Raw genomic sequence first — 18,879 nt, 5'->3', positions numbered from 1 at the left:
AGCGGTGACTCTTAGGTTGGGCGATAGGTGTCTAGGTGGTGATCCAGGGGAACGCTAACGCCGTCGATGTCCGCCGGGCGATATTCCACTTGGAAATCGTCAGAGTGAACCACCCTGGCATCACCGGTGCGTAGGGCGCTGGTTGCACTGGGCCGCTCGTACTCGTAGCGGTCCATATCCGTGATGGTGCCGGCAGCTTCTGTATTGGGGGTAAGCGGGGTGGCTCGTTGCATGGCATGAATACCAAATTGGCTTAAGTAGCTCAGTGCGGTATCGATGGCGGTGGGGATTTGCGCTTTTACTTGGGGTTGCAGGCTACCGCCGTAATCTTCCAGCAGCACCGGCTGCACGCCAACCAAGAGCAGGTACTCTGGGTAGTCGCCCATCATCTCGGCCAAGGCCAAGACTTCTTGGAATCCAGTTTGGTGTAGGCTGACTTTTTTGACGCCCAAAAACTTGGGTACTTGGTCGCCTTCAACCACTTTCATCGTGCCGCCGGGTAGGGCGTAGTCGATGGCATCGAACACCACCAATATGTCGGCTTCACGGATATGCTGCACCAGGTAAATACCTTGGGTGCCGCCGTCGAGCATGAGCACGTTATCTGGGTTTTCAAACTGGTAGTTGCGTTGCAGCGATTCAATGGCGCGGACGCCAAAGCCTTCGTCTGCCCACAACACATTACCAATGCCCAATATGAGCACTCTGGGGGGCGTATTCATGGTGTACCTTCTCAGACTCTATCTTATTGTTGTGTTACACGGTATCTGCCCGTCGTAGCGGGCTTATTTGCGACTTTGCGCTCTTAACTTTGGCCACTATGGTTTGATCTGGCTCAAATGGTGTGCGTTTGTCGCTTTACTTGTGATATTGGAAAGTACTAATGGCAACCTATGTGCCACTTTTGTGGAGTTGTCTATCTTATTGATTTGTATAGATTTATTGGGATCCTGGTGAGGCTTGCTGCTATCGGGTGGAAACCTAGTTTCCAATATGGCGCCGATTTGATAACAAATTATACGTTCGGTTTGGGGTTGGCGTTGCGGAGTGATGGGTTCGCCAGCAGAGAATATGGGGACATTATAAAAAAGCCCGCAAACCGGCTTGCTATCCAGTTTGCGGGCAATCCCGAGTCTGAGAAGGAGGGTCGGGAAACCTTTAGTCGCGGTCGTCTTTAAAGAAGCGCCAACCGCTGATCATGGTGCTCACCAGGCTTTGGCGGGACATGATGTCTTCGCGTACCGCCGCGTAGATGTGCAGTAGGACAAATATCGTAATGATCCACAGGCCCCAGTGGTGCCACATGCGCACGTCTTGGCTTTGGCCCACCATGGGTATTAACCAGCCGAACATGGAGTCCTGCCAGCTACCGGGGCCGGCTTGCTCGGCGTAAAGGGCAAATCCCGTTAACACCATTACTATGCCGCCCACGACGATAATGGCGATCATAAAAATAGCGGCCAGCGGGTTGTGGCCAACGTATTTTTTGGGTTCTTTGGTTAAGAACAAGTACCACTGAATTTCATGGCCGAGCTCTTTCCAATAGGCCTTTTTAAATATGGGCAGGGTGAACAATTCTCGCGAGTGCTTATTACCCACAAAAGCCCAATAAATGCGGCCGATAAAAGCGAAGGTAAAAATATACGCAAACGCAAAATGGAAGAACCGAATGTAGCCCATGACAAACAGCGTGTTAGGTTCACCTTGAATGGTGGGCAGTGGATTGGCAATTAGGTACCCGGTGATGCCGAGTACCACAATGCACAGGGCATTTAGCCAATGCCACAACCTAACCGGTGCTTCGTAAACGTAAACGCAAGTGCGCTTGATTGTGCTTTCCATAGAAACACCTCTTAACGTTATTGGCGGTTCTCTTTGGTTTTACCGTTTTTAAAACGGCCCAGAAAATGCGACACGCCGAGGCTGCCTACCGCTACCATAACGGCCAGTAGCAACCAGTGGCTTGGCTCACTCAGCAGGTGCCACAGGTTGGCTATTAACCCGGTGGAAATATACGTCTGCTAGGCGGCATAGCTGATATATTCATTGTTAAAATATTTCCTGACCCGACTTGGCTTTCTTTGCAGCATCGCCATGTGAGATTGTGCCTTAGACTTTAATTGCTTTTTATTTCTAGCCGGCTTACCACTGTGAACACCTTTCTTTAGATCACAGTTTAAATACTCGTCAGGATTAAGCTCTGGAGAATACGCAGGTAGATAAAACACCTCAATCATCTCTTTGTGATCCTCTAGCCATTCTTTGACCGGCTTGCAATGATGCACTCGTAAGTTATCCAAAATTAAAAATACCTTGCGGTCAGCTGAATTAACTAAGCGCATCATAAAATCGATAAGTATGTCGCCGTTCATGGTTCCTTCGAAAAACCGAAACCGAACTTTGCCCTGATTCGTGACTGCAGATATCATGTTGATCGACTCAGAATTTGCGTTTAGCTTGATTACCGGCGTCTTTCCCTTCGGGGCGTAACCTCGTTCGTGCTGGCAATTGTTACGCAAGCCTGTTTCGTCACCCCAATATATCTCGGCATTTTCAGACTTCGCGCGCGCTTTGATGTCTGGATATTCTTCTTTAAGCCACTTCTTTACTTCTGGTGCTCGTTGCTCATAAGCGCGCTTCTGAGGCTTTTGTGGCGTCATTCCCCAGCGTTTCAAGTAATCGCCAACCGTTCTTACCGCTAGCTCAACTCCATACTCTTGAAGAATTAGCTGCTGTACTGATTGGCGAGTCCACAATGCATAGTCCAACCGCAGTTGATCTGGCGTCCTATTTGTTATCAGGCTTTTAATTCTGTCGCTCTGCTCCTTGGACAGAAGTGTTCCTTCGCCTTTTTTAGGTCCGCGCTTATTGATTTTTAATTTGTTGGGAGGAATTTTCAGCCACCTCCCAACGGTATCGGGGTGAGCTCCAACGATTTCAGAAATTTCTGCTCGAGTCATTCCTGTCTTGCGCAACTTTTGCGCCGTACGTCGTTTTTCTTCTATTGCGTCGAATGATAGAGTGCGAGTGTCTGGTTTACTGTTCATCCGAGCATTATATCAGATATATACACTCACCGGGTTAATAATAGGCCAGGGGCGTGGGCGCCTTCGTGGGCTTGTGCCGCACCGCTGGCAACGGCAAGTAAGGTTAATAGTGATAATTGATTTCTCATGGTTGCCCCTTATCGTACTTTAACGTTGGCAAGTTCTTCGCCGTCTTCACTCATTACGTGGGTAGAGCACGCCAAGCAGGGGTCGAAGCTGTGTAAGGTTCTTAGAATTTCTACCGGCTCTTCTTTGCGCTCAACTTTGGTGTTCATCAGTGAGGCTTCAAAGGCACCGATACCACCCTTGCTGTCTCGCGGAGAGCCGTTCCAAGTAGTGGGTACAATGCATTGGTAGTTGTCGATTTTGGTGTCTTTAATTTGCAGCCAGTGGCCCAGGGCACCGCGTGGAGCCTCGGCGAAACCAACGCCTTTAACTTCTTTGGGCCAGGTGGAAGGCTCCCATTTATCAACATTGGCGGTGTTGATGTCACCGTTTTTAATGGTGAGCATGAGTTTGTCCATAAAGTAGCGCATGTGGTCTGCGGCCCAATCGGACTCCAGCGCCCGGGCTGCGGTGCGGCCCAGGGTTGAGAACAGGGCTTCAAACGGCACATCGAGAGCGCGCAGGGTAGAGTCCACTTGGGCTTTGATTTGTTCGTGGCCCTGGGCATAGCCCACCACGTAGCGCGCCAGTGGGCCCACTTCCATGGCGTGGCCTTTCCAGCGGGGGGCTTTAATCCAAGAGTATTTTGCGCTTTCGTCTAGTTGTTGAATGTTGGTGCGGGTACCTATGGTATTTGGGCCCAACTCGTATTTCGGTGCGGTAATGCCTTCCCAAGGGTGCAGGCCTTTGGCTTCATCGGGGTATTCGTACCACGAGTGCGGGACAAACTCCTGAATTTCGTTGGGGTCGCGCAGGTCGACGGGGTGCACTTCTTCCAACTTGCCGTTAACAATGGCTCCGTGAGGCATCATCAGGTTACTGGGAGACATGTCGTTGGCGCGGTCTGGAATATCGCCGTAGGCCAGCACGTTTAAGCCGGATAGGCCACCACCGTAGAGCCAGCCTTTGTAAATAGAACCAATGGCGATGATGTCTGGGATATAAACATTTTTAACAAAGTCGCGGGTCTGATCAATGATGTAGGAGATTTGGTTTAGCGTAACCATATTTAATGGTGCGCCTGCGGCCATGTCGTCATTGATGTTAATGGCGCAGGGTACGCCGCCCACCATCCAGTTGGGGTGAGGATCTTTACCACCAAAAATGGTGCGCACTTTCATGATTTCTTTTTGGAAATCCAATGCTTCCAAGTAATGGGTTACCGCCATTAGATCTGCCTCCGGCGGCAGAATGTAGGCGGGGTTGGTCCAGTAGCCATTTTTAAATGGCCCTAGTTGGCCGCTTTCCACGAATTTTTTCAGGCGGTTTTGAATATCGCGGAAATAACCCGGAGAAGATTTGGGGTGGTGGGGCGCAAACTGTTTTTGCAGCTCCGAGGTTGCCCGTGGGTCGGCTTTTAGCGCGTTAACCGGGTTAACCCAATCCAATGCGTGCAGGTGATAAAAGTGTACCAAGTGATCGTGAACCTGCAGTGCTAGCTGCATGATGTTGCGAATGGAATTGGCGTTTTCTGGGATCATAATGCCCAGCGCATCTTCCACCGATCGCACCGATGTTAAGGCGTGGGTACCGGTACATACGCCACAAATGCGTTGCACAAAGGCCCAGGCGTCGCGCGGGTCGCGGCCTTTTAAAATAACCTCTAAACCGCGCCACATGGTGCCGGTGGAAACGGCATTGCGGATAATATTATTGTCATCGACGTTAACTTCGCAGCGCATGTGGCCTTCAATGCGAGTAACCGGGTCGACAACGACGCGTTGGCCAGAGTCGTCCATGGTAAAGCCGGTTGGGGTGGTAAATTTACTCATTATTGGTCACCTCCTTTTTTCTGGGCGCTCTTTAATGCGCTCACTGCGGCGTGTGTGGCAATGGCGCCACCCACAATACCGGCTGCCGCTAAACCGACTTTATCGGCATTGGCTTCTACGCCAAATGCGTGTGTTTCTGTGGTGTGTTGATAGAAAGAGCCCTTGTCCCAGAAACCGTCTTCCGAACAACCGATGCATGGGTGGCCGGCCTGGATGGGGAACGAAAGGCCGCCATTCCAGCGAATGGTGGAGCATGCGTTGTAACTGGTAGGCCCTTTACAGCCCACTTTGTAAAGGCAGTAACCACGACGCGCACCTTCGTCATCGAATTTTTCAACGAACTGGCCGGCATCAAAGTGCGGGCGGCGGTAGCATTTGTCGTGTACGCGCTGGCTGTAGAACATTTTTGGCCGGCCTTGGCGGTCCAGTGCAGGAATCTGTTCGAAGGTAATCATGTAGGTGATTACCGCGGTCATTACCTCGGCAATGGGCGGGCAGCCGGGTACTTTAATAATGGGTTTGTTCGGGATGCCGGGCATCTTATGAATAGGCACGGCGTGGGTTGGGTTGGGGCGGGCAGCTTGCACGCAGCCCCAGGAGGCGCAGGAGCCCCAGGAAATAATCGCTTTACTGTGCTTGGCCGCGTGCAGCAATTGTTCGGAAAAAGGTTTGCCACCAATAATGCATGACATACCTTCTTGGTTCAGCGGCGGGTTGCCTTCAACGGCTAAAATATAATTGCCGTCGTATTTTTGAATGGTTTCGTCAATGATGGCTTCGGCTTGGTGGCCCGCAGCAGCCATGATGGTGTCGTCGTAATCCAGCGAGATCATGGACAAAATTACGTCTTTCGCCAGTGGGTGCGCCGAGCGAATAAACGACTCAGAACAACAGGTGCACTCAAGGCCATGCAGCCAAAGCACTGGCAGCCGCGGCTTGGTTTCCATGGCGTGAACAATTTGGGGTACAACGGCGGGGCCGAGCCCAAGGGCTGATGCAGTCAAACTGCAAAATTTAACAAAGCTGCGACGGGATATTCCCTGGCGTCGCATGACATCGTAGAAAGTTTCGATCATTGTTTCGCGTCTCCGAGACAATCGGCAGGCTATACCGTAAATTATTTATTATTTAGCAGTGGTCCGATTCGCCTTAGCGCAAAACTTATGCCTAATATAAAAAAGTATTACTTTTCAGTGTGTTACCTGGCATTTTTAGGGGTGGGGGGTGCAGTGGAGTGGAAGCGGTGTTGCTAGCACCGCTGGGGGGTGGAAACTTAGTAATCAGCGCGTTATTTGGTTGGCAGCTTGCCGTTGTAATGCGCTTAGGTCGGCAGGCATGGTTAATTTTATTGCCGTGCGATTATTTCTGATAACGGCAATGCGCTTCGTTTTTGTCGGTTTTGAACCAGTGTGGGTAATACTTTGATCAACGCTAACGCGGTGATTTTTTACGCGATGAACAACGCCGTCATAGTGCAGCCGTGTTACCGATTTCGCAGCCACCGCTGACCCTTGCTGTAACACAAAGGCGATATGCGCTTTTAAAAAGACATCGTGGCCATCATTGTGCACAGAAATAGCGGTTACGTGCCCTTGCCAGTCTAAATGAGTTTTTTGTTGCTCAGTAGTGATGGCCGTGTGCGTTGCTAAATATTGCACGGCTTTTTGCCGGTCAATCTGAGAAAAAATACGCATAGCCTCGTCCATATCGTTGGCCGTTTTGGCCTGCGGAAAAATCGCAGGTGCTACGCCGTATAGCTGGCCTACGGGAATGTCCAGCTCAATAAATATCTCCTGGGGAGAGACATTAATCAACAGCGCACTGTTGGCAGCGGGGTGGGCGGATACTGTTGCGGTTGTGAATAATCCACAACAAAAACACAAAAGCAGTAGTAGTTGGAGTTGTAATGGCTGATGCCGAATATTTTGCAGGCTGTTGAATAAACGAAACATTGGGTTGTAAGTAGTTTAGTAAAAGGTATTCAAAAAACGCTATAAAAGGGCCGAGCAGAATACCACAGGGCCCTGGTAAGGATTACTTAAATAAGCACCTAGAGTGTGTTGCCATAATCCATGGTTTTATCGCGGAAAATGGTGTGATAGTGGGTTTCGTTGCGAATAACGATGCCGCCCTGGCAGATAATCTCAATCCAAACCCGTGGGCCATCGATGCGCATGTAAGTGCCGTTGGTGTCGATGTCCACGCCGGCGGATTGCGAGCCGGCCCAGGCCACGTAGGTTTGCGCGTAAGCCTCGGCGGAGGTGTAGGCCTCCAATAGTGGGTCAGCAATATCGCTGGCGTAATCGGCCACGTAGCTGGCTATGGCCGCGGTGACTAACGCTTGTTGCTCGGCGGTTAAATCGGACACCAATATACCACCGTGATCGGTAGGGTAGTCGTCGGGTAATTCGCCGCTGCCGTTGTCTGGCCCCATTAATACATCGGAGAAACTCTCACTACTTAGGTAGGCGTATTCCAACTCCGAGTCGGTCAAGCCATCGTACATTGCGATAAACGTGGCCGCTTCGTCTTCCAGCTCGCTGTAATCGTTGGAATTCACGGTAAAGGTGACTTCGGTTCTGCGCCCAGGTGATGGGGTACGGGATAGCCATCGCCACTGACAAAGGTGATGTTGTAGGCCATGTGGTGGCCACCAATTTGTAGCATCCAGTCACTGGCTGAGTCTGGGTAGCCAAAAATGGCGAAGTAGTAGTACTCCTTGTCGTAACCATTGCCGCCCAATGTCTGTAAATACTCGTCTGCGGCAAAGCCCGCGATCATATCTTCATACCCGGCATCGCTTAGCACGGCTTTGGCCACCACTAAGGCGGCCTCTTTGGATTCATCATCCATGGCATCCAGCCTTAAGCCATTGCGAGCCACGTTGCCCACCGGAAGGTTGGACCAGCGGGTGCGCGCCTCGGAGTCAGACCACTCTAGTTGAGCTGTTGCCAGTTCATCGGTGCTGAGCGTGTCGAGCCAGGCATTGGCGGCGCAGGCGATGGTGGCGACGTCACTGTCCAATTGGCAATCGGCTATGTCGACGCTGGCGGTAAATACGTCGAAGTCACCGGTGCTGGTGTCGCTTGAGCCGCCGGAAGAATTGTCGGTATCGCTGCCGGTGTCGCTGCCTGTGTCGGTCCCCGTGCTAGTTTCGGTACTGGTATCTGTGCTGCTGTCATCGCTACTGCTACTACCACCGCTGCCGCCACAGCCGGCCAGGGCAGTAATCAATATCAATGTGAAGGCGGCCAGGGCCGATTTGATGTGGAATAACGTGTTTGTGCTCACAGTTACCTCTGCAATGTGATTGAGAAAAGCCGTTTATAGGCAGGCAGAGTGCCCACAAATTGAGGAAGAAATGGGGAGAAAAAGCGCAAGAATTCCGCAAATGCGAATATTGAGGGTTAGGTCACGGGGGGGGCAGGGCTCAATAGATCCAGACTATTGTGACAATCCATAACCTGCTTATAACAGCGGGCACCATTTTTGTGCGTTGATAGATAGTATGGGCGTACCTGTAAGTAGGCTCTAAGGCCCACTGCAGCGGCACCTGGAGGGATTTGGGAGTGATCTAGCGGGCCTGAGGTCCAACTCCAAGGTCCAAGCCATGGCAGCTAACCACATTATCCTCAGGCCTAGCGGTTATTTCTTCAGGTTCACCATTCCAGAGCCACTCAGGGCTGTAGTGGGCCGTAGGGAATTACGGTTTAGTCTTGGGACTCACCTCAAGACCGTGGCGGTGAGACTGGCGAAGGCCTGCTACTATCAAGTGAGCAGACTATTGAGCAGACACGGAAGGGAAGGTATGACCGCCACATACGAGCAGATCAGCGAGGCAATCAGGGAAGAGATCAGGGAAGCCAGGGAGCTGACCATAGCAGACCACACAGAGCGCCGTGAGCCGCTTACGGAGTCATGCCATAGGTCAACCGTGCGAGCTTATGAGAATCTCACCAGCGACTACACAGAGGCTCTTGCAAGGGCAGACTATAGTCTTGTCCACGGGCAGGTTGAGAGAATCTTTAGAGGCCTTGGACTAGGTACTGGCGATGGTGATGGCTACCTGTTCAGGAGGGCCTGCAGGGAACTCACCGAAGGGATGCTGGAGGCCCTGGAGGTCAGTAACCGCCTCTTGGCCGGGGAAGTCATTCGGGATGAACCTACAGTGTCTGCGGTGGTTCCTGCAGCGGCCTCGGAGGTGGCACCGGCACCAGTAATTAGTGAGATGATTGAACAGTTCATTGCAGGCCGTGTGAGTGGACAGAGGATCAACAGCAGCACAGCGAAGCAGTACCGGACAGCGGCTGACCAGCTAATCCATGTGGTTGGCGACCTGCCGGTAAACCAGATCGACTTTATGAAGGCCTGTGAGGCCCGTGACCGAATGCTGAAGATGCCTAAGGGCAATCTTGGAGAGTACCGCGGTAAGACCTGTGAGGAGAAGCTAGACCTGGATATCCCGGAGGAAGATTTCGTCAGGGCGCAGACCGTAAGTCAGCGGTTGGTGAGCCTAGGGACGTTCTTCAGCTGGCTAGTGGATACGGAGTTGGTCTCAAAGAATCCCTTCCAGAGAGTTACCTGCAAGTCCGATAAGGAGAACTATGAGGCATACAGTGTAGAGGAGTTGACCGCTCTATTCAGTAGCCCTCTGTATACAGGACTCAGTAACGTTACACGGAGCCATTGGTGGTTACCTTTGATCTTACTACATACCGGGATGAGACCTGGAGAACTGGTGCAGGTGAGACCAAGTGATGTGAAGGAGATTGACGGTGTAATGGTGATCGACCTCCCCAGGGAGTTTACCCTCAAGAACAAGAGAGCGGTTAGAGCCATTCCCTTGCATCCTACGCTGTTAGACCTTGGGTTCCTAGAGTTCACCGAAGAGGCGACACGCAGAGGCCAGGACAGGCTAATGGCAGGGTTCACCGGAGGGAAGACACCTCCAGCTCACAAGGCCAGTATGTGGTTTAACCGCAGTTACCTTAAGACTCACCTGCCAGAGTTCTACGCGAATCACCGTAAGAGACTCTACAGCTTCAGGCATACGTTCCAGACCTTCGCCCTCAGTGAGAATAGCCTGCCGTTAGAGCGTGTGCAGTTGGTAGTGGGGCATGAGAGGACACAGATGGGTTCTACGGATAGTTATGACGCAGGGCTTAGGGTCGGTAAGTTATTCAGTGAGGTGGTCAGTAAGGTGGAATTCGGTGAGCTGGACTTGGGTCATCTTAAAGGCGGCTGGAGACACTTCGATAAGCTCTGACCCCCTCAGGAAATAATGAAAAATTTTGTGCGTTGCTGTAGGAGATTTTCCTTTTCTCTCTCACAGCTAAGGGGGTACCCCGCCTTCAGAACCTGGAGAACTAGACCGCCAGTACCTACAGCCAATCCCGTAGGAAAACCGGCAGTTCTTTTCTCTGGACAGACCTCCATTGCTTTGGGGGGTGGTGATTGATGGTTTGTTGGCGGTTGGTAAACCAGGAAGCCTCACGAGTCACTTCTATGCTACACACTTCAATACTGTAGCCTAGCGAGGCCAGTAATAGCTGGACCTCAGGCCTTTGAGTGTCTACTATGCTACACATCATAAGGTTTTAGGCTAGGTTGGTAGGTTAGAGATATGGTTGAGGTTGAGGCGGTAAAGACCCAGGAGGGAGCAGCCATTGTGGAAGCACTGTTCCGTAAACACTACGGTGACCTGTATGGAGACTTGTGGGTCTTTGGGTTACAGACTGCCCTACGCATATCAGACCTACTGGCCATTGAGTTTGACCAGCTTGACCTTGCCAAGGCGAGCTACGAGTTCGTTGAAGGTAAGACACGTAAGCGCCGGATAGTGAGGCTTAACAGCAAGGCCCTGGAGACTGTGAACAGACGGAGGGCTAACCAGCCAACGGACGTGTACCTCTTCCAAGCCCACAGCAATAGAACCCGCTCAATGCCACCTAAGCCGATCAATAGGGTTACTGTAGCGAAGGCGTTTAAGGAGGTCGGCGAGATGCCCTCCGTGGACGTTAAGCTAGGCACTCATAGCATGCGCAAGACACGAGGGTGGTTGCTCTACAAGGCTGGAGTTAGCTTGGAGATGATCAGTAAGATTCTGAACCACAGCTCACCGGCAGTGACCATGACTTACTTGGGAATAACCCAGGCCGAGGTGTTGGCCACCTATGAAGATTTCGTGATTTAACCAACCAACAGAAAGGAACACAGCAATGACTAATGTAGATACGCGGGAACTGATTGCAGCACTGGAGATTACCGCCCAGGACATGAGCAAGGAGCAACTGGTCAAGGAATACTTAGCAGTAGTGGCTGAGGCTTACGACACCAAGGCAGAGTTAGAAGCCATGCAAGAATCCTATGAGGTGGTTAAGTAATCCCACGGGATGGCCTTAATTCTCACCCCCAGGAGAACGAACGATTCTTCCGCGTGACTCGGGTTGGCCTATAGTTTCATCATTCAGGACATCGATAGCACGCAACAGTCATCACCCCCAGTTAACCTCTAGGGTTACCGGTGTTTCCTCAATGCCGGGAGCTGTAGGAGGGACATGCCGAATCCTTAGGGAATCCTAGGATAGATCCTTCAATTGGTCAAATAGTGACCGCAGTTTCACCCAAGTTTCACCTGATATTACCCCCAGTTTTTCATATGGATCACTCAGGAGGCTCTATAGTGTCCTGTGAGACGATTTAGAGTGTAGCCTAGGGTTGGTATGGGTTAGGCCTTAAGTCTTCCTGAGAGGCTTCATGTGTCGATTCATGGCTATTGATTGAGGATAGGTGGTGACTGGTTTCTTGAGAGCTACTCGGCACGTCGAGGGCAAGCCTCTTCCGCACCTCAAACAAGCCGCTGATGACCTCTGGCGTGACTCCGTGTTTACACCTGAGGATGGTCATTCGAGGGGGCGTAGCCCTCTCATTCATTTGTACTTTTTCCAAATTCCATTTATGTACTAGGTGTTGGAAATCTGGAATTTCTTTAAGTCACTGATTTTAAAGGATTTATTTTGCCGTCTGGAAGGGTGTAAATCGCGTTTTTCCAGTGACTTTCCGGTAGATTCTTTAGTGGCCTGAGTGATTATTGACCAGAGATTGGAAGGGTCTAACTTCAGTCGAAGACAAGCTTCTCCTTTGCCTCGATCAACTGTAGTGTCACCCAGGGGCATCATTGAGCGGAACACCTCTGCACTAACGGAGTAAGGCCTTTAGTTCTTTCTTGCTGGCTATAAGTTTTCCCTATTACCGGCCTCAATTCACCCGCAGATACCCTCTACCGTTTATCCGAAAGAGCAGACCGCAGTGTTTCGGAGGTCATCACCGCAGAATCACCCTTAGTGAGCCTGATGCGGCCTTAGTGACACCCACAGATGACCTCCAGAGTCTTCCTTCATCTATATGTAGATTCAGGTCTGAGGTGGTTAAATCCTGCAAGGCTCTGTAAGGCTCTCTGATGGCTTCTTGGGGGTGACCCGGTACGTTGGCCTTACTTTGGGCTTTGAGGGGCCTTAGAGGGCTTCTTAGGAGCGTATAGGGGTATTGGCAGGACTTAGGTTTGCCCTTAAAGGCGATCTGAGGCTGGAAATGGGTGTGAATTAGTTGGGCCGAATAAAGAGAAAGGCCCTCTGCACTCCCAAAGAGAAACAGTCTTTTAGTTAACTCTTATAATAGAATTCTTTAGTGTCTTAAGGTTTACCTAGAGTCTAACCTATAGATTACTTAAGGTGTTTTAGGGTAACACATAACTTCTAACAATCAATACCATTCATTCAATTCATTATTAGAGTAAAAACCAATGTAATTGGATATAACTTTAGTCTATTTCTAATAGTATAACTCTATTGAAGAAACATACTTCGTATGAAGACCAATAGTAAGAACTCTATTAGTAGAAGACCTCCCTTTGATTGATGGTTATTTAAAAGTAAGTGTTGGTTAATTCCTTTTTAGAGGGTCTAGCTTCAGTCGAAGACAAGCTTCTCCCTTGCTTCGATCAACTGTAGTGAGACCTTAAGTAGACGGTTAATAAACCTTAGGTGTATGCGGTCTATCCCTTAGTAAGTCCTGCAGGTACAATCCGCTGGTACAAACCCAATAATCCACCTCACCTACAGGCCGCATTCCTTCGTTAATTTCCTCTTCCCTCGATAGTATGGGCATACCTATAATGGCCGCGGTCGCTGGAGTTGCTCAATATTAACGATTTATAAAGTACCGGTAAGCCAGCTTAAGTACCTACTAATAATTAGATTCAACTTACCTACCTCAATAGGATTATTTGCATGCTTCTACTTCTTCGGCGCTGTTTGGCGCTATCACTCTTGCTTTGTTTTCCCTCGCTCGGATTTGCCGATTCACTAGACGGTGCAAATACTGGTTGGATTCTTACGTCCACTGCGCTAGTACTGTTTATGACTTTGCCTGGCCTGGCTCTGTTTTACGGCGGCTTGGTTCGCTCTAAAAATGTTCTAAGCGTATTAATGCAGTGTTTTACCATCGCCTGTGTTGCTTCCATTCTTTGGTTTGCTGTGGGTTACAGCATTGCCTTTAGCGAAGGCACCAGCCTAATGGGCGGCCTGAGCAAAGCCTTTTTGGCCGGTGTTGCGGAAGAAACCCTCAGTGGCGATATTCCCGAGTCCCTGTTTGTTCTGTTTCAAATGACCTTCGCCATTATTACGCCTGCGTTGATCGTGGGTGGCTTTGCCGAGCGCATGAAATTTTCCGCGGTGGTGTTGTTTTCGGCTGTTTGGCTGCTGGTGGTATACGCGCCTGTGACCCATTGGGTATGGGGTGGCGGCTGGCTTGGCGAAATGGGCCTGCTGGACTTCGCCGGTGGTACCGTGGTGCACATTACCGCCGGTGTAGCCGCCTTAGTTGCCGCGTTGGTGTTGGGCAACCGAAATGGTTACGGCGAAGTTGCCATGCCGCCGCACAATATGACCATGACCATTACCGGGGCAGGCATGCTTTGGGTAGGTTGGTTTGGCTTCAATGGCGGTAGTGCTCTGGCCGCCAATGGTGACGCTGCCATGGCCATGCTGGTGACCCATTTATCGGCGGCTGCCGGTGCATTTACCTGGTTGACCATCGAGTGGCTCAAATACGGTAAGCCCAGCGCACTGGGCGCAGTGACTGGTATGGTTGCAGGCCTAGGTACCATTACGCCTGCTTCGGGCTTTGTTGGGCCGGCGGGCGCTATGGTGATTGGCATCAGCGCTGGCGTGGTGTGTTTCTTTGCTACCTTGTGGATCAAGCAGAAGCTCAAAATCGATGACTCTTTAGATGTGTTCCCAGTGCACGGTGTGGGCGGTATTTTGGGTACATTTTTGGCCGGTATTTTTGCCAGCGATGCGCTGGGGATCTTCAGTGGCCAAGGCTTGGCCGAGGGCGTGACCATCGGTGGCCAGGTTACTGTGCAGGTCATTGGTATTCTGGCAACCGGCGTTTACACCGCTGTGGTGACCTTTATTCTGTTGAAATTATTGGACGCTATCACTGGTTTGCGTGTGTCTGAAGACGAGGAAACCGAAGGTTTGGACACGGTTTCTCATAACGAACGCGGCTACGACCTCTAGGCCATGGCGTTGCACCCCTGCCGACTTGGCAGGGGCTTTCCCCTCTCAATTCTCGCTACCGCCTAATTATCATTTCCTAGTAGAGCTATTCAATTGGCGCCTTTGGTCGCGTATTTATGCCGGCAATGCGATTTGGTAATTATGTGTTGTCGAAAAAGACAATCATGGTTTACTATTGTCCTATGGCTAACAACAATGATCAAAGCAGCGCTAATGTAACCCCGGTTCTGGGCATCGTCCCCGGCAATCTGGCCCAGGGGTTTGCCACCAATTTAATGGTGATCAGCCATTACTTCGAACGCGAGACCCTAGCCCGGTTACAGCAATCAGCCGACTACTCGAAGCTCAGCTTGGAATACGTGGGCTATATGGCCCTGTTGGCGCAGCGGGATTGCTCCCCAGGTGAGTTAGCGGCGGTGCTGTCTGTGAGCAAGCAGGCGTGCAGTAAGGTTATTCGTGAATTACAGGACCAGGGGCTGATTGAAAAGCGTAAGAATCCGAAAGACAGTCGCTCTAGCTTCATCTCACCCAGCGAGAAGGGCCTGCATTTAATACGGCAGGGCATCGCGATAACTCTGGAAATCTACAACGGCCTCCATAAACAGTTGGGTAGTGACGCCATGCAGGCTTTAAACCGGGCGCTTGAGCGAGTTTGCGAACAATTAAACCTGGCCACGGCGCAACTGCGGCGTTTGCCATCAACCGCTGTGGGTGAAGCCGATATCCAACCAGCCCAGTTGAATTTGTTCTTACCTAAGTTGGATAAATTTATTCGTGGGCGGGCCAAGCAAGCGGTGCTCGACCAGGGCTTTACCGGGCTAAAAGACAGCTTTGGCCCGGTGCTGGGGATGATCAGCCGAGAGGCGAAACACATTCAGTTTATCGCGCAGGTGTTGGGCATATCCAAGCAAGCTGTGGCCGCTTCGGCGCAAGAGTTAGAGGCCCAGGGTTATATCGAGCGGCAAGCCGATAGTAACGATAAACGCCAAACTCTGTTGGTGCTCACGGCTAAAGGTGAGCTGCTTATGCAGCGTTCCCAGGAGAACGTCAGCCAAACCGAAGCCGATATTAGAGCTCTTCTGACGGAACGAGAATTCGATGCATTGGAAACCGGCCTAGAGCACATGTATTTGGCTGTGGCCAAGCATTACGACAGCGCCAATGTGCTGCGAGAAAAAATTCAGCAGCTATCGCAGATGATGATAGATGAGTTGGGAATGACCGGGGCTAACGCGCTGGGTCAGCATTTAATAACAATCACAAGAGGACGCAGTTAATGGAACCCTCATTTTTTTCCGCCGAAAACTATCAGTGGCAATTGTCGCTGATGGCGTTGGTAGCCGTGGTGGCCATCCCTCAGTTGATAGGGTTAGTGTTGAAGCGAGTAGTGCCTGGCTGTAAAGACATAGCTCGGTTAAATAAAGAGGCTGCCCAAGAGCGCAAAAAACTCAGCTACTACAAGCCGATTATTATTCGTTCGGCTTCCTGGGGTATCGCTACCCAGCTGGCAATATTTGCCTTTATCTTGCCATTTTGCATGACTGCACAACCGCAGCCCTGGTGGCAGATGCCGTTGGATATATTCATCATTTTGATGTTTTACGATTTTTTCTACTACTTAACCCATCGGTTTTTATTCCACGATGGTGGCTTCGGCCCTGGGCCGTTAATGTGGGTGCATTCGGTGCATCACCAGCGCCGCAACCCTTGCCGAGGCGACTCCGCGTATTTGCACCCCATAGAAACCTGCATGGGTTTGGCCCTTTACGGACTAAGCATTGCCGCCCTGGCCGCCATGATGGGGGATTTCCATGTGGTGACCATCATCATTACTTGGATTGCCTTTTCTGAGATCAACCAGCATAACCACGACTTACAAGAGGAAGAACGCTTCCCGTTTAAGTACCTGAAATACATGTCTTACATGCACCACGTGCACCATGCGCGCTTCACCGCCGGAAATTTTGCCACCATCTCTTTGCTCTATGACTGGATGTTTGGCACCTACGACTCTGGCGACGGTTGGAAGAAGCCTAAAAAGGCGAGCCCAGCGAAGGCTAAGCCAGCGCAGTAAGCCGAACAGATAACTAGTAGCCTTGCAGCCCTAACGAATTGGTTTAGGGCTTTTTTTGCCCATTGGTTACAAAATTAGGCAAACCAACAAGGAGGATTTCATCTCGTTTGGTATTTTGAAGGTAGATTATTAGCGTGTTTTGGCCAGTTTGTTGGTATAACTGGATGCCACAGGTTGCTACAATCTTGGCTTTTAAACGGCCCACCGCTATGTTTTCTCAGCCCGCCACCATGACCACCAAAGACTTCCTGGCCCTCTTGGCCGTGGTCATCATTTGGGGGTTTAACTTTGTTCCTAGTGAAATCGCATTACGGGAATTTACCCCCAACCAGCTCGGTGCCGCCCGTTTTTTATTGGTGGCTTTTCCAGCGGTGTTTTTTATTGCGCGGCCACAAATACCCACCAAATGGTTGGTTTGGTATGGCGCAACCCAAGGAGTAGGGCAGTTTAGCTTACTGTTTGTGGCGTTAAAGTTCGGTATGACGGCCTCATTAGCCTCGGTTTTGATGCAGTGCCAGATCTTTTTTACCGCCATCATTGCCTTTGTTATATTAAAAGAAACGCTCAGCAAAGCGCTGATGATTGGTATGGGCATGGCCGCCTTGGGATTGATCTGTTTCGCCATCAGCGTGTTGGGCGTTACCGGCACCCAGGACGTTACCGTGGCGGGTTTACTGCTAACCTTGGCGGCCTCGTCTATGTGGGCTGCGTCCAATATTGTGGTGCGACAGGTACAATCAACGGGCGCCAGCTATTCACCGCTGTCGCTATTGGCGTGGAGCAGTTTGGTTTCCGCCGTGGTGTTTATGGTACTGATTCCATTTGATGCCCCAGAAACCCGTTGGCAGTGGCTGCAAGCCAGCCCCTTGGCTTGGCTCTCGGTACTTTATTTGGCCCTGTTCTCCACGGGCGTGGCCTACGGTTTGTGGACGCTGTTACTCACCAAATATCAAGCCAGCCAGGTTGCGCCTTTCTCCTTGGGGGTGCCGGTGGTAGGACTAGTCAGCGGAATTGTCTTTTTGGGTGAACAGGTCACCTGGCTACAATGGTTGGGCTCGTGCTTGTTGATGTCTGCCCTGGTGTTTGTGGTGTTTAATGGTAAAAAACGGACCAAAAAAACCGTGCTGCCCAGCCCCGCCACGGCCATCGCCGAGGCGACTGCCAGCCAGGACTAGCGCAGGCTATCGTTAATATTGTTCAGTACTTTGGAGCCGGGGCAGAGTTCTTGTTCGTCCATTTCTCGCAGGGGCTTTTTGGTGGTATCCAGGCTGTCGTGCAAATCTGATGAGTCTGGGTCCATATAAAGTAACCCAGTTAATATTTTGCCCTCTGCTTTGTAAGCAGCAATTCGGTTGAGTGCTGAATTGCGGTTACGCACATCCAGTTGTTGGTCCATTTTGCTTAGGTGGATAACCGAGCCGTCATGCAGGGTCACTTCCTGTGAGGTGCGGTCAGGGTAGGCAGTGCTGATTTCTTGCCGCATGGGTACGAAGTCTACGGTGCCGGTGGCGGCGAGGTGATCGCGTACGTGCTCGTAGCCTTTGGTCGAACCAGGGTTGTTATTGAAGGTGACGCAGGGCGAAATGATATCGATAAAGGCAAACCCCGGGTGAGAAATAGCGGCCTTAATCAAAGGCACCATTTGCGCTTTATCCCCAGAGAAGCTGCGACCCACAAAGGTGGCCCCCAGCTGCAGTGCCACCGAGGCCAGATCGATGGCCTCAAACGGGTTGGGCTCGCCTTTTTTGCTGTAGGAGCCGACATCCGAGGTGGCGGAGTCCTGGCCTTTGGTAAGGCCGTAGCAGCCGTTATTCATCACGATGTACATCATGTTTAAATTGCGCCGCACGGCATGGGAAAATTGGCCCATACCGATGGAGGCGCTGTCGCCATCACCGGAGACGCCAACGTAAATCAAGTCACGGTTGGCCATATTGGCTCCGGTGGCAACCGACGGCATGCGCCCGTGCACAGAGTTAAAGCCGTGACTATTGCCTAAAAAATAGGTGGGGGTCTTCGAGGAGCAACCTATGCCGGATAGCTTGGCGATTTTATGGGGCTCAATGGACATCTCAAAGATGGCTTGGACGATGGCGGCACTGATGGAATCGTGACCGCAGCCAGCGCAGAGCGTGGAGATGGCCCCTTCGTAATTCTTTTTGGTGTACCCAAGGTCATTAGTGGGAAGCTCTGGGTGCCGAAAATCCGGCTTTAAATAGCTCATGTAAAATGTCCGAATT

General features: G+C 51.1%; 16 protein-coding genes. 7 read left to right on the top strand and 9 right to left on the bottom strand.

Annotation, left to right across the window (positions count from 1 at the left end):
- Positions 1-11 precede the first annotated feature (11 nt).
- The 8 genes from ACGHM3_RS15460 to ACGHM3_RS15425 all read right to left on the bottom strand — a co-directional run bounded on the left by ACGHM3_RS15460 (position 12) and on the right by ACGHM3_RS15425 (position 8,275).
- Positions 12-722 carry a HyaD/HybD family hydrogenase maturation endopeptidase gene (locus ACGHM3_RS15460; protein WP_345427809.1) on the bottom strand — a complete coding sequence of 237 codons (711 nt, stop codon included), beginning with the start codon at positions 720-722 and terminating at the stop codon, positions 12-14.
- A gap of 436 nt (positions 723-1,158) precedes the next feature.
- A complete protein-coding gene (gene cybH, locus ACGHM3_RS15455; RefSeq protein ID WP_345427807.1) occupies positions 1,159-1,842 on the bottom strand; it encodes a Ni/Fe-hydrogenase, b-type cytochrome subunit in 684 nt (227 codons plus the stop codon).
- A 179-nt stretch (positions 1,843-2,021) separates the two neighbouring features.
- Positions 2,022-3,047, bottom strand: coding sequence for an IS630 family transposase (locus ACGHM3_RS15450; RefSeq protein WP_390517130.1), 1,026 nt, complete (start codon positions 3,045-3,047; stop codon positions 2,022-2,024).
- Between the two features lie 137 nt (positions 3,048-3,184).
- Positions 3,185-4,984 (bottom strand): nickel-dependent hydrogenase large subunit, encoded by a 1,800-nt coding sequence (locus ACGHM3_RS15445; protein ID WP_345423076.1) that lies wholly within the window; start codon positions 4,982-4,984, stop codon positions 3,185-3,187.
- Entirely contained in the window at positions 4,984-6,060 is a 1,077-nt protein-coding gene (locus tag ACGHM3_RS15440) for a hydrogenase small subunit (RefSeq protein ID WP_345423073.1), read from the bottom strand. The genes ACGHM3_RS15445 and ACGHM3_RS15440 overlap by 1 nt, the downstream gene beginning before the upstream one ends.
- 204 nt (positions 6,061-6,264) lie before the next feature.
- Entirely contained in the window at positions 6,265-6,936 is a 672-nt protein-coding gene (locus ACGHM3_RS15435) for a hypothetical protein (RefSeq protein ID WP_345423070.1), read from the bottom strand.
- 98 nt (positions 6,937-7,034) lie between these two features.
- On the bottom strand, positions 7,035-7,544 hold the full coding sequence (locus ACGHM3_RS15430) for a DUF3500 domain-containing protein (protein WP_345423067.1): 510 nt from the start codon (positions 7,542-7,544) through the stop codon (positions 7,035-7,037).
- On the bottom strand, positions 7,541-8,275 hold the full coding sequence (locus tag ACGHM3_RS15425; RefSeq protein ID WP_345423064.1) for a DUF3500 domain-containing protein: 735 nt from the start codon (positions 8,273-8,275) through the stop codon (positions 7,541-7,543). Before ACGHM3_RS15425 ends, ACGHM3_RS15430 begins: the two co-directional genes overlap by 4 nt.
- A 319-nt stretch (positions 8,276-8,594) precedes the next feature.
- Between ACGHM3_RS15425 and ACGHM3_RS15420 the strand changes: the two genes are divergently transcribed.
- The 7 genes from ACGHM3_RS15420 (at position 8,595) to ACGHM3_RS15390 (ending at position 17,814) form a co-directional block, all read left to right on the top strand.
- A complete protein-coding gene (locus ACGHM3_RS15420) occupies positions 8,595-10,250 on the top strand; it encodes a site-specific integrase (protein WP_345423061.1) in 1,656 nt (551 codons plus the stop codon).
- A 357-nt stretch (positions 10,251-10,607) separates the two neighbouring features.
- Positions 10,608-11,177, top strand: coding sequence for a tyrosine-type recombinase/integrase (locus ACGHM3_RS15415; protein ID WP_345423058.1), 570 nt, complete (start codon positions 10,608-10,610; stop codon positions 11,175-11,177).
- 25 nt (positions 11,178-11,202) lie between these two features.
- Positions 11,203-11,367: a hypothetical protein gene (locus ACGHM3_RS15410; RefSeq protein ID WP_345423055.1), complete on the top strand. Its 165-nt coding sequence runs from the start codon at positions 11,203-11,205 to the stop codon at positions 11,365-11,367.
- A gap of 1,905 nt (positions 11,368-13,272) precedes the next feature.
- Positions 13,273-14,565 carry an ammonium transporter gene (locus ACGHM3_RS15405; RefSeq protein WP_345423052.1) on the top strand — a complete coding sequence of 431 codons (1,293 nt, stop codon included), beginning with the start codon at positions 13,273-13,275 and terminating at the stop codon, positions 14,563-14,565.
- Positions 14,566-14,747: 182 nt separating this feature from the next.
- Positions 14,748-15,842 carry a MarR family transcriptional regulator gene (locus ACGHM3_RS15400; RefSeq protein ID WP_345423049.1) on the top strand — a complete coding sequence of 365 codons (1,095 nt, stop codon included), beginning with the start codon at positions 14,748-14,750 and terminating at the stop codon, positions 15,840-15,842.
- Positions 15,842-16,639: a sterol desaturase family protein gene (locus tag ACGHM3_RS15395; RefSeq protein WP_345423047.1), complete on the top strand. Its 798-nt coding sequence runs from the start codon at positions 15,842-15,844 to the stop codon at positions 16,637-16,639. The genes ACGHM3_RS15400 and ACGHM3_RS15395 overlap by 1 nt, the downstream gene beginning before the upstream one ends.
- A gap of 209 nt (positions 16,640-16,848) precedes the next feature.
- Complete coding sequence (locus ACGHM3_RS15390) at positions 16,849-17,814, top strand: EamA family transporter (protein WP_345423044.1); 966 nt, start codon at positions 16,849-16,851, stop codon at positions 17,812-17,814.
- Here the strand turns inward: ACGHM3_RS15390 and ACGHM3_RS15385 are convergent.
- Positions 17,811-18,863, bottom strand: coding sequence for a 2-oxoacid:ferredoxin oxidoreductase subunit beta (locus ACGHM3_RS15385; RefSeq protein WP_345423041.1), 1,053 nt, complete (start codon positions 18,861-18,863; stop codon positions 17,811-17,813). The genes ACGHM3_RS15390 and ACGHM3_RS15385 overlap by 4 nt on opposite strands.
- Positions 18,864-18,879: the final 16 nt, after the last annotated feature.

The sequence above is a fragment of the Halioxenophilus aromaticivorans genome (assembly GCF_042850945.1).
GTDB lineage: Bacteria > Pseudomonadota > Gammaproteobacteria > Pseudomonadales > Cellvibrionaceae > Halioxenophilus > Halioxenophilus aromaticivorans.
The sequence above is the reverse complement of the archived record's forward strand: the minus strand, read 5'-3'. Positions and strand labels throughout refer to the sequence as shown.

Bases quoted from the DNA above. Each gene is read 5' to 3' on its own strand.
- ACGHM3_RS15460 (WP_345427809.1), bottom strand. From the start codon at position 722: ATGAATACGCCCCCCAGAGTGCTCATATTGGGCATTGGTAATGTGTTG.
- cybH (WP_345427807.1), bottom strand. From the start codon at position 1,842: ATGGAAAGCACAATCAAGCGCACTTGCGTTTACGTTTACGAAGCACCG.
- ACGHM3_RS15450 (WP_390517130.1), bottom strand. From the start codon at position 3,047: ATGAACAGTAAACCAGACACTCGCACTCTATCATTCGACGCAATAGAA.
- ACGHM3_RS15445 (WP_345423076.1), bottom strand. From the start codon at position 4,984: ATGAGTAAATTTACCACCCCAACCGGCTTTACCATGGACGACTCTGGC.
- ACGHM3_RS15440 (WP_345423073.1), bottom strand. From the start codon at position 6,060: ATGATCGAAACTTTCTACGATGTCATGCGACGCCAGGGAATATCCCGT.
- ACGHM3_RS15435 (WP_345423070.1), bottom strand. From the start codon at position 6,936: ATGTTTCGTTTATTCAACAGCCTGCAAAATATTCGGCATCAGCCATTA.
- ACGHM3_RS15420 (WP_345423061.1), top strand. From the start codon at position 8,595: ATGGCAGCTAACCACATTATCCTCAGGCCTAGCGGTTATTTCTTCAGG.
- ACGHM3_RS15415 (WP_345423058.1), top strand. From the start codon at position 10,608: ATGGTTGAGGTTGAGGCGGTAAAGACCCAGGAGGGAGCAGCCATTGTG.
- ACGHM3_RS15410 (WP_345423055.1), top strand. From the start codon at position 11,203: ATGACTAATGTAGATACGCGGGAACTGATTGCAGCACTGGAGATTACC.
- ACGHM3_RS15405 (WP_345423052.1), top strand. From the start codon at position 13,273: ATGCTTCTACTTCTTCGGCGCTGTTTGGCGCTATCACTCTTGCTTTGT.
- ACGHM3_RS15400 (WP_345423049.1), top strand. From the start codon at position 14,748: ATGGCTAACAACAATGATCAAAGCAGCGCTAATGTAACCCCGGTTCTG.
- ACGHM3_RS15395 (WP_345423047.1), top strand. From the start codon at position 15,842: ATGGAACCCTCATTTTTTTCCGCCGAAAACTATCAGTGGCAATTGTCG.
- ACGHM3_RS15390 (WP_345423044.1), top strand. From the start codon at position 16,849: ATGTTTTCTCAGCCCGCCACCATGACCACCAAAGACTTCCTGGCCCTC.
- ACGHM3_RS15385 (WP_345423041.1), bottom strand. From the start codon at position 18,863: ATGAGCTATTTAAAGCCGGATTTTCGGCACCCAGAGCTTCCCACTAAT.